This window comes from Enterobacter sp. FUJ80071 (assembly GCF_038739915.1).
In the GTDB taxonomy this organism is placed as follows: Bacteria; Pseudomonadota; Gammaproteobacteria; order Enterobacterales; family Enterobacteriaceae; genus Enterobacter; species Enterobacter kobei.
In genome coordinates this window covers 3,073,022-3,087,600 of record NZ_JBBXKH010000001.1, presented here as the reverse complement: position 1 = coordinate 3,087,600, position 14,579 = coordinate 3,073,022, and the positions used below count along the sequence as shown (strand labels likewise).

The window sequence follows — 14,579 nt, the reverse complement described above, 5'->3', positions numbered from 1 at the left end:
TTAGTGGTCAGGGCCGACTGTTGCCTGAAAAAGGGGTCATCATGGAAAAATTAACCTGTTTTAAAGCCTACGATATTCGCGGCAAGCTGGGCGAAGAGCTGAATGAAGATATCGCGTGGCGCATTGGCCGCGCCTATGGCGAATACCTGAAGCCGCAGACCATCGTGCTGGGCGGCGACGTGCGTCTGACCAGTGAATCCCTGAAGCTGGCGCTGGCGAAAGGGTTGCAGGACGCGGGCGTGGACGTGCTGGATATCGGACTTTCCGGGACCGAAGAGATTTACTTTGCCACCTTCCACCTGGGCGTGGACGGCGGTATTGAAGTGACCGCCAGCCACAACCCGATGGACTACAACGGCATGAAGCTGGTGCGCAAAGGTGCGCGTCCTATCAGCGGCGACACCGGCCTGCGCGACGTGCAGCGTCTGGCGGAAGCCAACGATTTCCCGCCGGTGAACGACGCGAAACGCGGCAGCTATAAGCAAATCAACCTGCAAAAAGAGTATATCGATCACCTGCTGGGCTACATCAACGTGGCGAACCTCAAGCCGCTGAAGCTGGTCATCAACTCCGGTAACGGCGCGGCCGGCCCGGTGGTGGATGCCCTGGAAGCCCGCTTTAAAGCGCTGAACGTGCCGGTGACCTTCGTCAAAGTGCACAACACCCCGGACGGCAACTTCCCGAACGGTATTCCTAACCCGCTGCTGCCGGAGTGCCGCGACGACACCCGTAACGCGGTGATTGAGCACGGCGCGGATATGGGCATTGCCTTTGACGGCGATTTCGACCGCTGCTTCCTGTTCGACGAGAAAGGGCAGTTCATCGAGGGCTACTACATTGTCGGCCTGCTGGCGGAAGCGTTCCTTGAGAAAAACCCGGGTGCGAAAATCATTCATGACCCGCGTCTTTCCTGGAACACCGTCGATGTGGTGTCAGCGGCAGGCGGCACGCCGGTGATGTCCAAAACCGGTCACGCCTTTATCAAAGAGCGCATGCGTGAAGAAGACGCTATCTACGGCGGCGAGATGAGCGCCCACCACTACTTCCGTGATTTTGCCTACTGCGACAGCGGGATGATCCCGTGGCTGCTGGTGACTGAACTCCTGTGTCTGAAAGGGAAAACGCTGGCTGAGCTGGTGCGCGACCGTATGGCGGCGTTCCCGGCGAGCGGGGAGATCAACAGCAAGCTGGCGCAGCCCGCCGAGGCGATTGCCCGCGTGGAGCAACACTTTGCCATTCACGCGCTGGAAGTTGACCGCACCGACGGCATCAGCATGGCGTTTCCACAGTGGCGCTTTAACCTGCGCTCTTCTAATACCGAGCCGGTGGTGCGCCTGAACGTGGAATCCCGCGCGGATACGGCGCTGATGGAAGCCCGAACGAAGGACATTCTGGCGCTGTTGAATCAGTAACAATTGCCCCTCCGGGAGGAGGGGAAACCGAATACAGGAACAACGATGACGAATCTAAAAAAACGCGAACGAGCGAGAACGAATGCATCGTTAATCTCTATGGTGCAGCGTTTTTCTGATATCACCATCATGGTCGGCGGACTGTGGGCGGTGTGTCGGATCGGCGGGCTGCCGTTTTTATATATGCATCTGCTGATGGCGCTGATTGCGTTGGTCGTGTTTCAGATGATCGGCGGGATGACCGATTTCTACCGCTCGTGGCGCGGCGTGAAAATGACTACCGAACTGATGCTGTTGCTGCAGAACTGGACCCTGAGTCTGATCTTCAGCGCGGGCCTGGTGGCGTTCAGCCATGATTTCGATAATCGCCTCGTGACCTATCTCAGCTGGTATCTGCTGACCAGCGTCGGCATGGTGGTGTGCCGCTCCCTGATCCGCTTTGGCGCGGGCTGGCTGCGTAACCGCGGCTATAACCGTCGCTTTGTGGCGGTGGCAGGGGATTTGCCGGTTGGAAGGGTTCTGCTCGAGAGCTTCCGCAAAGAGCCGTGGTTAGGGTTTGAAGTGGTGGGCATTTATCACGACGCGAAACCGGGCGGCGTGCCGTCGGACTGGGCGGGGAATTACGTCCAGCTGATTGAAGACGCGAAAGCTGGAAAAATTCACAACGTTTATATCGCCATGCAGATGAAAGACGAATCCCGCATTAAGCAGCTGATGCGCGAGCTGGCGGATACCACCTGCTCGGTGATCCTCATCCCGGATGTGTTTACCTTCAACATTCTGCATTCCCGTATTGAAGAGGTGAACGGCGTGCCGGTGGTACCGCTGTACGATACGCCGTTGTCGGGCATTAACCGCGTGCTCAAGCGCGTGGAAGATATCGTGCTCTCTTCGCTGATTTTACTCCTCATCTCCCCGGTACTGTGCTGCATCGCTCTGGCGGTGAAGCTGAGCTCCCCCGGCCCGGTCATTTTCCGTCAGACCCGCTACGGCATGGACGGTAAGCCGATCATGGTCTGGAAATTCCGCTCTATGAAGGTGATGGAGAACGACAAGGTGGTCACCCAGGCGACGCAGAACGATCCGCGCGTCACCCGCGTAGGTAACTTCCTGCGTCGCACCTCGCTGGACGAGCTGCCGCAGTTTATCAATGTCTTTACCGGCGGCATGTCGATTGTTGGCCCCCGTCCGCACGCCGTGGCGCACAACGAGCAGTACCGCTCGCTGATTGAAGGCTACATGCTGCGCCATAAGGTGAAGCCGGGCATCACCGGCTGGGCACAGATCAACGGCTGGCGCGGTGAAACCGACACGCTGGAAAAAATGGAAAAACGCATCGAGTTCGATCTGGAGTACATCCGCGAGTGGAGCCTCTGGTTCGATATCAAGATTGTTTTTCTGACCATTTTCAAAGGCTTCGTGAACAAAGCGGCGTACTAAGATGAGCTTACGTGAAAAAACCATCAGCGGCGCCAAGTGGTCAGCGATGGCGACCATCGTCATCATTGGCCTCGGTCTGGTGCAGATGACGGTGCTGGCGCGCATTATTGATAATCACCAGTTCGGCCTGCTGACCGTCTCGCTGGTGATTATTGCGCTGGCCGACACGCTGTCGGACTTTGGTATCGCCAACTCGATTATCCAGCGTAAAGAGATCAGCCATCTGGAGCTGACCACGCTCTACTGGCTGAATGTGGGGCTGGGTATTTTCGTGTTTGTGCTGGTCTTTCTACTGAGCGGTACTATCGCCAGCGTGCTGCACAACCCGGATCTCGCCCCGCTGATGCGCACATTGTCCTTTGCCTTCGTGGTGATCCCACACGGGCAGCAGTTCCGCGCGCTGATGCAGAAAGAGCTGGAGTTCAACAAAATCGGCATGATCGAAACCAGCGCCGTGCTGGCGGGCTTTACCTTCACCGTGGTCAGCGCCCATTTCTGGCCGCTGGCGATGACGGCCATCCTCGGTTACCTGGTCAACTCCGCCGTGCGTACGCTGCTGTTTGGCTATTTTGGCCGCAAAATTTATCGCCCGGGGCTGCATTTCTCTCTCGCGTCCGTCTCGTCTAACCTCCGCTTTGGCGCGTGGCTGACGGCGGACAGCATTATTAACTACGTGAATACCAACCTCTCAACGCTGGTGCTGGCACGCATTCTTGGGGCGAGCGTCGCGGGGGGCTACAACCTGGCCTACAACGTCGCGGTGGTGCCGCCGATGAAGCTGAACCCGATTATCACCCGCGTCCTGTTCCCGGCGTTTGCCAAGATTCAGGACGATACCGAAAAGCTGCGCGTTAATTTTTACAAGCTGCTGTCCGTGGTAGGGATCATCAACTTCCCGGTGCTGCTGGGGCTGATGGTGGTTTCGAGCAACTTCGTACCGCTGGTGTTTGGCGAGAAGTGGAACGGCATTATCCCGATCCTGCAATTGCTCTGCGTGGTGGGGCTGCTGCGCTCCGTGGGGAATCCGATTGGTTCGCTGCTGATGGCGAAGGCGCGGGTGGATATCAGCTTCAAGTTCAACGTGTTCAAAACCTTCCTGTTTATTCCGGCAATTATCGTCGGTGGCCATATGGCGGGCGCCATCGGCGTCACGCTGGGCTTCCTGCTGGTGCAGGTAGTCAATACCGTTCTGAGCTACTTCATCATGATTAAGCCGGTGCTGGGCTCCAGCTACCGTCAGTACATTTTGAGTCTGTGGCTGCCGTTTTACCTCTCACTGCCAACCCTTGCTGTGAGCTACGGTCTGGGCATTATCCTTCGCGGCCATCTGCCGCTGGCCGCACTGCTGGCGGTGCAGGTGGCCGCAGGCGCGCTGGCATTTGGCGTGATGATTGTGCTGTCACGCAATGCGCTGGTGGTCGAAATGAAGCGCCAGTTTTGCCGTAACGAAAAAATGAAAACGCTGCTTCGCGCAGGCTAGTTATTTAAGAGGCCATTATGAAATTATTAATTCTTGGCAACCATACCTGCGGCAACCGTGGCGACAGCGCCATCCTGCGCGGTTTACTGGATGCAATTAACACCCTTAAGCCTGAGACCGAAGTGGACGTGATGAGCCGTTATCCGGTCAGCTCATCCTGGTTACTGAACCGCCCGGTAATGGGCGACCCGCTCTACAGCCAGATGAAACAGCATAACAACGCCGCAGGCGTGATGGGGCGGGTGAAGAAAGTCCTGCGTCGTCGTTACCAGCACCAGGTGCTGCTTTCCCGCGTGACGGATACCGGCAAGCTGCGCAACATTGCAATTGCGCAGGGCTTTACCGATTTCGTGCGGCTGCTGTCCGGCTACGACGCGATTATTCAGGTTGGCGGTTCGTTCTTCGTCGATCTCTACGGCGTACCGCAGTTTGAACATGCGCTCTGCACGTTTATGGCCAAAAAGCCGTTGTTTATGATTGGCCACAGCGTCGGACCTTTCCAGGATCCGCAGTTTAACCAGCTGGCGAACTATGTCTTTGGGCACTGCGACGCGCTGATCCTGCGTGAGTCGGTGAGTCTGGATATGATGAAGCGCAGCGAAATTGACACGTCTAAAGTAGAACACGGCGTGGACACCGCCTGGCTGGTGGATCATCAGGATGACAGCTTCCAGGCAAGCTACGCGGTACAGCACTGGTTGGACGTGGCGGCAAAACAAAAAACGGTCGCCATCACGCTGCGTGAACTGGCTCCCTTTGATAAACGGCTAGGCACCACCCAGGCGGCGTATGAGAAAGCCTTTGCCGACGTGGTGAACCGCGTGCTGGACAGCGGTTATCAGGTACTGGCGCTTTCCACCTGTACCGGCATCGACAGCTACAACAAAGATGACCGCATGGTGGCGCTGAATCTGCGCAACCTGGTTAACGATCCGTCCCGTTATCACGTTGTGATGGATGAGCTGAACGACCTTGAAATGGGCAAGCTGCTCGGCGCCTGTGACCTGACCGTCGGCACCCGCCTGCATTCGGCCATTATCTCCATGAACTTCGGTACGCCGGCCATCGCCATTAACTACGAACACAAATCCGCCGGGATTATGCAGCAGCTTGGCATGCCGGAAATGGCCGTGGATATTCGTCACCTGCTGGATGGTTCGCTTGGTGCGATGGTGGGGGACACGCTGGGTCAACTGCCCGCCATCAACGAACGGCTGGCCGTGGCGGTGAAAGCCGAGCGCGAGAAGGGCATTAGCATGGTGAAATCGGTACTCGACCGCGTACGGGAGGGGAAATGAAGGTTGGTTTCTTCTTACTGAAATTTCCGCTGTCGTCCGAGACCTTTGTGCTGAACCAAATTACCGCGTTTATCGATATGGGATATGACGTGGAGATTATCGCCCTGCAAAAGGGCGATACCCAAAACACCCATGCGGCCTATACCCAGTATGGGCTGGAGGCGAAAACCCGCTGGCTGCAGGATGAGCCTTCCGGGAAGTTGAGCAAGCTGCGCCACCGGGCCAGCCAGACCTTACGCGGGATCCATCGGCCGCAGACCTGGCGGGCGCTGAATGTTTCCCGCTATGGGTCCGAATCTCGCAATCTGATCCTGTCGGCCATCTGCGGGCAAACGGCGCAGCCGTATCGTGCCGATGTGTTTATCGCCCACTTCGGCCCGGCGGGTGTCACTGCCGCGAAGCTGCGCGAACTGGGGGTAATAGACGGCAAGATTGCGACTATTTTCCACGGAATCGACATCTCAAGCCGTGAAGTGTTGAACCACTATACGCCAGAGTATCAGCAGCTTTTCCGCCGCGGTGACATGATGCTGCCCATCAGCGACCTGTGGGCCGGACGCCTGAAAAGTATGGGCTGCCCGGGTGAGAAGATTGCCGTTTCGCGCATGGGCGTCGATTTAACGCGCTTTACGCGTCGTCCGGTGAAGGTGCCGGGAAAACCGCTACAGATCATCTCTGTGGCGCGTCTGACCGAAAAGAAAGGTCTGCATGTGGCCATTGGGGCCTGCCGTCAGCTAAAAGCGCGCGGGGTGGCGTTCCACTATCGCATTCTCGGCATTGGGCCGTGGGAACGTCGTCTGCGCACGCTTATCGAACAGTATCAACTGGACGATGTCGTGGAGATGCCGGGCTTTAAGCCGAGCCATGAAGTTAAGGCCATGCTCGATGAGGCGGACGTGTTCCTGCTGCCCTCCGTGACGGGCGCCGATGGTGACATGGAAGGCATTCCGGTGGCGCTGATGGAGGCGATGGCCGTGGGTATTCCGGTGGTATCGACCCTGCACAGCGGGATCCCGGAGCTGATTAAATCTGACCATTCCGGCTGGCTGGTGCCGGAGAATAACGCGATGGCCCTTGCTGACCGGTTAGCGGCCTTCAGCGACATCGACCAGCAGGCGCTGGAGCCCGTGCTTCACAATGCCAGACAAAAAGTAGAAACCGATTTTAACCAGCAGGTGATTAATCGCCAGTTAGCGAGCCTGCTGCAAACGCTGTAACGCCGAGGTTGTATGCTGAAAAAGATTACCCGACGCACTTTTGTCTCTTCTCTGTCCGTTCTGGCGGCCACGCCGCTGCTGTCGTCCCGCCTCGCGCGGGCGGCAGGCGGAAAGACGGTCTCTGTTAATCAGTACAATAACAACGACTGGATCGCTGCCTTTAAGCAGGCGTTTAAAGAGGGTGACATCGTCGTTGTCCCGGCGGGACTCACCTGCGAAAACATCAATACGGGCATTTTCATTCCTGACGGTAAAACGCTGCTGATCCGCGGGGCGTTAACCGGCAACGGGCGCGGCCGCTTTGTTCTGCAGGAAGGCTGCAAGGTCATTGGCGAAGGGGCAGGGCGCACGGAGAATATTACGCTCGACGTTCGTGGCTCAGATTGTGTGATCAAAGGGCTGGCAATGAGTGGATTTGGCCCGGTAACGCAGATCTACATTGGCGGTAAGAAACCCAAAGTGATGCGCAATTTGCTGATTGATAATATCAGCGTAAGCCAGGCTAACTACGCTATCCTGCGTCAGGGGTTTCATAACCAGATCGATGGGGCCCGTATTACCAACAGCAAATTCAGCCACCTGCAGGGCGATGCGATTGAGTGGAATGTGGCGATCAATGACCGCAATATCCTGATCTCCGATCACGTCATCGACAACATCAACTGCACCAACGGCAAGATCAACTGGGGTATCGGTATTGGCCTCGCCGGGAGCACCTACGACAACGACTATCCTGAAAAACAGACCGTTAAGAACTTCGTGGTGGCCAACATCACCGGCAGCAACTGTCGCCAGCTGGTACATGTTGAAAACGGTAAACACTTTGTTATCCGCAATATAAAGGCCGAAAATATTACCCCCGACTTCAGTAAAAAGGCGGGAATAGATAACGCCACGGTAGCTATTTATGGCTGTGATAATTTCATTATTGATAATGTCGATATGGTCAATAGTGCCGGAATGCTAATTGGCTATGGGGTCATTAAAGGCGATTATTTGTCCATTCCGCAGAACTTCAAGCTAAACAATATTCATCTGGATAATCGCCAGCTTGCGTATAAGCTGCGCGGAATCCAAATATCATCCGGCAATGCCACCTCCTTTGTGGCGATCACCAACGTCGAGATGAAGCGCGCTACGCTTGAGCTGCACAATAAGCCGCAGCATCTGTTCTTACGTAATATCAACGTGATGCAGGAGGCTGCTATCGGTCCTGCGCTGAAGATAAACTTTGACTTACGTAAGGATGTGCGGGGCAAATTTATGGCCAAAGATGAGACCCTGCTGTCACTGGCGAACATAAAAGCGGTGAATGAGAAGGGGCAGAGCTCGGTGGATATTGACCGGGTGGACCAGCAGGTGGTGAATGTGGAAAGGCTGAACTTTCCACTTCCGCGCAAATAATCGACGATCGTCTGTTTTGAGACTATTCCTGGCACAAAAGCGCGATCGAATCAGATTACAACTACAGAAATTTGTGATGCTGAGGCGTAACATTACCTCAGGATTACGGCAAATCATGCTGGCGAAAACAGGTTTAAGAGCTATAATTCGTCAACCATTTTAAGGTGGAAGAAATAATGATTAATTTGAAAGCAGTCATTCCGGTAGCAGGCCTGGGCATGCATATGTTGCCAGCCACAAAAGCCATTCCTAAAGAAATGCTGCCGATCGTCGACAAACCGATGATTCAATACATCGTCGACGAGATTGTTGCTGCAGGGATCAAAGAAATCGTCCTGGTTACGCACTCGTCCAAGAATGCGGTTGAAAACCACTTCGACACCTCTTACGAACTCGAAGCGTTGCTTGAGCAGCGCGTCAAACGCCAGCTGCTGGCGGAAGTGCAATCTATTTGTCCACCTGGCGTGACCATCATGAACGTGCGCCAGGCGCAGCCGCTGGGGCTGGGCCACTCCATCCTGTGTGCCCGTCCGGTTGTCGGTGATAGCCCGTTCATCGTTGTTCTTCCGGACATCATCATTGATACCGCGTCTGCCGATCCGCTGCGCTACAACCTGGCGGCCATGGTGGCGCGTTTCAACGAAACCGGTCGCAGCCAGGTACTGGCAAAACGCATGAAGGGCGATCTCTCTGAGTACTCTGTGATTCAGACGAAAGAAGCGCTGGAGACGGAAGGGCAGGTGAGCCGCATCGTTGAGTTCATCGAAAAGCCGGATCAGCCGCAGACGCTGGACTCCGACCTGATGGCGGTGGGTCGTTATGTTCTGAATGCCGATATCTGGGCGGAACTGGAAAAAACCGAGCCAGGTGCCTGGGACCGTATTCAGCTGACTGACGCGATTGCTGAGCTGGCGAAGAAGCAGTCTGTGGATGCCATGCTGATGACGGGTGACAGCTATGACTGCGGTAAGAAAATGGGGTATATGCAGGCGTTTGTGAACTATGGGCTGCGTAACCTGAAGGAAGGGGCGAAGTTCAGAAGCCGGATTGAGAAGCTGCTGGCCAACGACTGATATTCCTTTTTGTCTTTTTGAATAAGCGGCAGTTATCATTTGGCTATGTCGAACATAACCAAAATGGTAACTGCCGTTTTTTATTATTAATTTTAGCAATAACATGCAGTTATCTGATTCAATTGTGGGCTGATTTGTAACGATTTGTGCTTGTTTCCAGGGCCATTTAGGACGACAATTAACGCCAGTTTTTGTCTGTAATCAGACCCAAAATCCTTTATCTAACTTTCGCTCAGTGCACTGGTAGCTGTTAAGCCAGGGGCGGTAGCGTGCAAAATTTCTGAAACCGTTATTATTAACCGGGTTCCAGAGCATCGATATCTCGATATAACCAATAGATGGAATAGCTAACGTGAAAATCCTTGTTACGGGCGGAGCCGGTTTTATCGGCTCAGCGGTTGTGCGGCATATTATTAAAAATACTCAGGATGCGGTCGTCAATGTGGATAAACTGACGTATGCCGGTAACCTGGAGTCACTGACCGACGTCAATGATAGCGATCGTTATGTCTTTGAACATGCAGACATTTGCGATAAAGTCGCTATGGATCGCATTTTTGCCGAGCACAAACCGGATGCGGTGATGCACCTTGCGGCAGAGAGTCACGTTGACCGTTCTATTACCGGCCCCGCTGCGTTTATTGAAACTAACATTGTGGGTACCTATGTCCTTCTGGAGGCCGCCCGTGCCTACTGGTTGACGTTAGATGATGCGGCTAAAGCGGCGTTTCGTTTCCACCACATCTCAACTGATGAAGTTTACGGTGATTTGCCTCACCCTGATGAACATCCTGCGTCTGCTGAGTTGCCGCTGTTTACCGAAACCACAGCCTATGCGCCAAGCAGCCCGTATTCCGCCTCTAAAGCCTCCAGCGATCATCTTGTACGCGCGTGGCTGCGTACCTACGGTTTCCCTACGATTGTGACTAACTGCTCCAATAACTACGGCCCGTATCATTTCCCTGAAAAGCTGATTCCGTTGGTGATTTTGAATGCTCTGGACGGTAAAGCGCTGCCAATTTACGGCAAAGGTGACCAGATACGTGACTGGCTGTATGTTGAAGACCATGCGCGTGCGCTGTATACCGTTGTAACCCAAGGTAAGCCGGGTGAAACATATAACATTGGTGGGCATAACGAAAAGCAGAATCTGGATGTGGTACACACCATCTGCGATCTGCTGGATGAAATCGTGCCGAAAGAAGGCTCCTATCGCGATCAGATTACTTACGTCGCTGACCGTCCAGGGCATGATCGGCGCTACGCAATTGACGCACATAAAATTGGCGTTGAGCTGGGCTGGAAACCCGAAGAGACATTCGAAAGCGGTATCCGCAAGACTGTGGAATGGTATTTGAGCAACCAGGGCTGGGTTAACAATGTTAAAAGCGGTGCCTACAAGACCTGGATCGAACAGAATTACGGAGAACGTCAATAATGAACATTCTTCTGTTCGGCAAGACAGGTCAGGTAGGTTGGGAACTCCAGCGTGCACTCGCACCGTTAGGGAACGTGATTGCACTCGATGTGCAGTCGAAAGAATATTGTGGTGATTTTAGCAACCCTGAAGGTATCGCTGAAACCGTTCGTACAATTAAGCCCGACGTCATCGTCAATGCTGCGGCGCATACCGCAGTCGATAAAGCTGAATCAGAGCAGGAATTCGCTCAGCTGCTCAACGCAACCAGCGTCGAGGCAATTGCGAAAGAAGCGGCGAAAATAGGTGCCTGGGTTGTACACTATTCTACTGATTACGTGTTTCCAGGGGATGGCGAAACGCCATGGTGCGAAACGGATGCTACCGCACCTCTTAATGTATATGGGCAGACCAAGCTCGAGGGTGAAAAAGCGCTCCAGTCTCATTGTGCTAAGCACCTGATTTTCCGCACAAGTTGGGTTTACGCCGGCAAAGGCAATAACTTTGCAAAAACAATGCTTCGCCTGGCGAAAGCGCGTAAAGAGCTCTCCGTCATCAACGATCAGGTTGGCGCACCGACAGGCGCTGAGTTACTGGCTGACTGTACTGCGCATGCTATCCGTGTAGCGATGGTAAAACCGGAAGTGGCTGGCCTGTATCATCTTGTTGCATCAGACACGACCACCTGGTATGACTATGCTGCGCTAGTATTCGATGAAGCCAGAAAGGCGGGGATTGAACTGGAAATTGAAAAACTCAATGCCGTTCCAACCACCGCATATCCTACGCCTGCACGTCGGCCACATAATTCGCGTTTAAATACAGAGAAATTCCAGCGCAACTTTGGCCTGGTATTACCGGCATGGGATGTGGGCGTTAAGCGAATGCTCTCCGAGCTTTTTACCGCTGAATCAATCTAATCATTAAATAATTGCCCGGATTCGGGCAATTTGCATTCATAGAGAAATTACAATGGCTACGCGTAAAGGTATTATTCTTGCTGGTGGATCCGGCACTCGTCTCTACCCTGTGACCATGGCGGTGAGTAAACAACTGCTGCCCATTTACGACAAACCAATGATTTACTATCCGCTGTCTACACTGATGCTGGCGGGGATTAAAGACATTCTGATCATCAGTACGCCACAGGATACCCCACGCTTTGAACAGCTTCTGGGTGACGGCAGTCAGTGGGGGTTAAACCTTCAATATAAAGTGCAGCCAAGCCCGGATGGACTGGCGCAGGCCTTTATCATTGGTGAAGAGTTCATTGGTGACGATAGCTGCGCGCTGGTTTTGGGCGATAACATTTTCTATGGTCATGATTTGCCTAAACAGCTCGAAGCAGCCCTGAATAAAGATGATGGTGCAACGGTATTTGCCTATCACGTTAACGACCCTGAACGTTATGGCGTTGTGGAGTTTGATAAAAACGGTACGGCCATCAGCCTGGAAGAGAAGCCGCTGGAGCCTAAAAGCAACTATGCCGTAACGGGTCTCTATTTCTATGATAATGATGTTGTAGAAATGGCTAAAAACCTGAAACCGTCTGCGCGCGGTGAACTCGAAATCACGGATATCAACCGTATTTATCTGGAGCAGGGACGTCTTTCAGTGGCCATGATGGGGCGTGGCTATGCCTGGCTGGATACGGGTACACATCAGAGCCTGATTGAAGCGAGTAACTTTATTGCGACAATTGAAGAGCGCCAGGGGCTAAAGGTTTCCTGTCCGGAAGAGATTGCTTATCGCAAAGGGTTTATTGATGCGGAGCAGGTGAAGAAGCTGGCTGAGCCGTTGAAGAAAAATGCCTATGGGCAATATCTTATAAAAATGATTTATTCCTAAATTTCAGATTTCGAAACGTTGGAACACAATAAATGAAAATAGAATTAATTCCTTTACAGCAACATGGGGATAACCGTGGTCTGCTTGTGGCTTTGGAGGAACAACGAAATATCCCCTTCGCTATTAAACGCGTTTATTACTTATATGACACATTACAAGGTATTCGCCGTGGTTATCATGCGCACAAGAAAACAAGACAGCTAGCTATCGCTGTTAAAGGTTCTTGCACATTTCACTTTGACGATGGGAAAAATACAAAAGAGATTGTTTTAGATAACCCAGTTCAAGGTTTGATGATTGAACCTAGAATGTGGCATGAAATGTATAACTTCAGTAATGATTGTATTTTAATGGTTTTGGCTGATGATGTATACGATGAAACTGATTATATCAGAGATTATGAGGAGTTTATTGGATATATGAATAATGAAAATTCACAAATTTAGTGATGTCAAAAGTAATAACATCGGTGAAGGCACATCCATTTGGCAATTTGTTGTTATCATGGAAAATGCCGTGATAGGAAAAAATTGCAATATCTGTGCAAACTCTCTTATTGAGAATGATGTAATTATTGGTGATAACGTTACAGTCAAAAGTGGTGTCTACATATGGGACGGAGTTGAGTTAGAAGACAATGTTTTTATAGGGCCTTGTGTTGCATTTACAAACGATAAAAGACCCCGTTCAAAAGAGTACCCCGAATCTTTCTTGAAAACAATCGTTAGGAAAGGCGCCTCCATCGGTGCAAACGCAACTATCTTACCCGGTATTGAAATTGGTGAAAAAGCAATTGTAGGTGCTGGAAGCGTTGTTACAAAAAGTGTACCTCCTTACGCAGTTGTCGTTGGGAACCCCGCTAAAATTGTCGAATGGATTGAACAAGATGAATAAAGTAGATTTTTTGGATCTGAAGAATATCAACCTTAAATATGAAGGCGAGTTAGTGGAAGCATTCACTCGGGTCTTACATTCTGGTTGGTATATTATGGGTAAAGAGTTATCCGATTTTGAATCAAAATTTGCTCAGTACTGCGGCGTTAAATATTGCGTTGGAGTTGCTAATGGTTTAGATGCACTTATTTTAGTTATCCGAGCATGGAAAGAAATGGGGAAATTAAAAGATGGTGATGAGATCATTGTCCCTGCGAATACTTACATTGCATCTGTTTTAGCTATAACTGAAAATAATTTAAAGCCAGTTTTCGTAGAACCTGATATTAATACATATAACTTAGATCCTTTAAAAATTGAAAAAGCTGTAACTAATAAAACAAAAGCTATACTACCTGTTCATTTATATGGTCAAATTTGTAATATGCCAGCGATAAGAAATATCGCAGAGAAATACAATTTGCTTATTTTGGAAGATTCAGCTCAATCTCATGGCGCAACAATTTCAGGCGTTAAGTCTGGGGCCTGGGGGGATGCTTCAGGCTTTAGCTTTTATCCAGGTAAAAACCTTGGCGCTATTGGTGACGCAGGCGCAATTACAACTAATGATCCTGAATTAGATAAAATGTTGCGTGCTATAAGGAATTATGGTTCGCACAAAAAATATCATAATATTACATGTGGTGTAAATAGTCGTCTTGATGAACTCCAGGCAGCATTGTTGAAAGTTAAATTGCTTAATTTGGATGCAGATACTCATATCCGAAGAAAAATTGCGAAGAAATACCTAAGTGAAATAAAAAATAAAAAGATAACTTTGCCACATATTGGGTCAGAAGACATGCATGTATGGCACTTATTTGTAATAAGATGCGAGACTCGTGATGATTTACAGAATTATTTGACTGAACGCGGTATTCAGACCCTGATACACTATCCAATCCCACCTCATAAACAAGATGCATATAAGCAATATAGTCACCTGAAGCTGCCTTTAACTGAGAAAATACATGAGGAAGTTTTGTCAATACCAATTAGCCCTGTTATGACATCTGAGCAAGTTGAATATGTGATTCAGGCTTTAAATAATTATTAA

General features: G+C 51.4%; 13 protein-coding genes. All 13 read left to right on the top strand.

Annotated features, from left to right (window positions below; genetic code table 11):
- The first annotated feature begins 41 nt into the window (after positions 1–41).
- Entirely contained in the window at positions 42–1,412 is a 1,371-nt protein-coding gene (gene cpsG, locus AAER43_RS15085) for a colanic acid biosynthesis phosphomannomutase CpsG (protein WP_050862494.1), read from the top strand.
- 45 nt (positions 1,413–1,457) lie between these two features.
- Positions 1,458–2,852, top strand: a complete 1,395-nt coding sequence (gene wcaJ, locus AAER43_RS15080) for an undecaprenyl-phosphate glucose phosphotransferase (protein ID WP_014884496.1) — start codon at positions 1,458–1,460, stop codon at positions 2,850–2,852.
- Position 2,853: 1 nt separating this feature from the next.
- A complete protein-coding gene (wzxC, locus tag AAER43_RS15075) occupies positions 2,854–4,332 on the top strand; it encodes a colanic acid undecaprenyl disphosphate flippase WzxC (protein WP_014884495.1) in 1,479 nt (492 codons plus the stop codon).
- Positions 4,333–4,349: 17 nt separating this feature from the next.
- Complete coding sequence (wcaK, locus tag AAER43_RS15070) at positions 4,350–5,630, top strand: colanic acid biosynthesis pyruvyl transferase WcaK (RefSeq protein WP_050862493.1); 1,281 nt, start codon at positions 4,350–4,352, stop codon at positions 5,628–5,630.
- The gene (gene wcaL / locus AAER43_RS15065) at positions 5,627–6,847 is read left to right on the top strand and encodes a colanic acid biosynthesis glycosyltransferase WcaL (RefSeq protein ID WP_342702000.1); all 1,221 of its coding nucleotides are present in this window, start codon (positions 5,627–5,629) and stop codon (positions 6,845–6,847) included. Before wcaK ends, wcaL begins: the two co-directional genes overlap by 4 nt.
- 12 nt (positions 6,848–6,859) lie before the next feature.
- Complete coding sequence (gene wcaM / locus AAER43_RS15060; protein WP_014884492.1) at positions 6,860–8,251, top strand: colanic acid biosynthesis protein WcaM; 1,392 nt, start codon at positions 6,860–6,862, stop codon at positions 8,249–8,251.
- Between the two features lie 176 nt (positions 8,252–8,427).
- Positions 8,428–9,324 (top strand): GalU regulator GalF, encoded by an 897-nt coding sequence (galF, locus tag AAER43_RS15055; RefSeq protein ID WP_050862492.1) that lies wholly within the window; start codon positions 8,428–8,430, stop codon positions 9,322–9,324.
- A 352-nt stretch (positions 9,325–9,676) separates the two neighbouring features.
- Positions 9,677–10,762 carry a dTDP-glucose 4,6-dehydratase gene (gene rfbB, locus AAER43_RS15050; protein WP_050862491.1) on the top strand — a complete coding sequence of 362 codons (1,086 nt, stop codon included), beginning with the start codon at positions 9,677–9,679 and terminating at the stop codon, positions 10,760–10,762.
- Entirely contained in the window at positions 10,762–11,661 is a 900-nt protein-coding gene (gene rfbD, locus AAER43_RS15045) for a dTDP-4-dehydrorhamnose reductase (RefSeq protein ID WP_050862490.1), read from the top strand. The genes rfbB and rfbD overlap by 1 nt, the downstream gene beginning before the upstream one ends.
- 52 nt (positions 11,662–11,713) lie before the next feature.
- A complete protein-coding gene (gene rfbA, locus AAER43_RS15040; protein ID WP_050862489.1) occupies positions 11,714–12,589 on the top strand; it encodes a glucose-1-phosphate thymidylyltransferase RfbA in 876 nt (291 codons plus the stop codon).
- A gap of 32 nt (positions 12,590–12,621) precedes the next feature.
- On the top strand, positions 12,622–13,035 hold the full coding sequence (locus tag AAER43_RS15035) for an FdtA/QdtA family cupin domain-containing protein (RefSeq protein WP_057057788.1): 414 nt from the start codon (positions 12,622–12,624) through the stop codon (positions 13,033–13,035).
- The gene (locus AAER43_RS15030) at positions 13,016–13,483 is read left to right on the top strand and encodes an acyltransferase (RefSeq protein WP_050862487.1); all 468 of its coding nucleotides are present in this window, start codon (positions 13,016–13,018) and stop codon (positions 13,481–13,483) included. The genes AAER43_RS15035 and AAER43_RS15030 overlap by 20 nt, the downstream gene beginning before the upstream one ends.
- A complete protein-coding gene (locus AAER43_RS15025; protein ID WP_178295021.1) occupies positions 13,476–14,579 on the top strand; it encodes a DegT/DnrJ/EryC1/StrS family aminotransferase in 1,104 nt (367 codons plus the stop codon). The genes AAER43_RS15030 and AAER43_RS15025 overlap by 8 nt, the downstream gene beginning before the upstream one ends.

Excerpts from the sequence above, each read along its gene's own strand:
- rfbD (WP_050862490.1), top strand. The coding sequence starts at position 10,762 with ATGAACATTCTTCTGTTCGGCAAGACAGGTCAGGTAGGTTGGGAACTC.
- AAER43_RS15035 (WP_057057788.1), top strand. The coding sequence starts at position 12,622 with ATGAAAATAGAATTAATTCCTTTACAGCAACATGGGGATAACCGTGGT.
- wcaK (WP_050862493.1), top strand. The coding sequence starts at position 4,350 with ATGAAATTATTAATTCTTGGCAACCATACCTGCGGCAACCGTGGCGAC.
- wcaL (WP_342702000.1), top strand. The coding sequence starts at position 5,627 with ATGAAGGTTGGTTTCTTCTTACTGAAATTTCCGCTGTCGTCCGAGACC.
- cpsG (WP_050862494.1), top strand. The coding sequence starts at position 42 with ATGGAAAAATTAACCTGTTTTAAAGCCTACGATATTCGCGGCAAGCTG.
- wcaM (WP_014884492.1), top strand. The coding sequence starts at position 6,860 with ATGCTGAAAAAGATTACCCGACGCACTTTTGTCTCTTCTCTGTCCGTT.
- AAER43_RS15030 (WP_050862487.1), top strand. The coding sequence starts at position 13,016 with ATGAAAATTCACAAATTTAGTGATGTCAAAAGTAATAACATCGGTGAA.
- wzxC (WP_014884495.1), top strand. The coding sequence starts at position 2,854 with ATGAGCTTACGTGAAAAAACCATCAGCGGCGCCAAGTGGTCAGCGATG.
- wcaJ (WP_014884496.1), top strand. The coding sequence starts at position 1,458 with ATGACGAATCTAAAAAAACGCGAACGAGCGAGAACGAATGCATCGTTA.
- rfbA (WP_050862489.1), top strand. The coding sequence starts at position 11,714 with ATGGCTACGCGTAAAGGTATTATTCTTGCTGGTGGATCCGGCACTCGT.
- AAER43_RS15025 (WP_178295021.1), top strand. The coding sequence starts at position 13,476 with ATGAATAAAGTAGATTTTTTGGATCTGAAGAATATCAACCTTAAATAT.
- galF (WP_050862492.1), top strand. The coding sequence starts at position 8,428 with ATGATTAATTTGAAAGCAGTCATTCCGGTAGCAGGCCTGGGCATGCAT.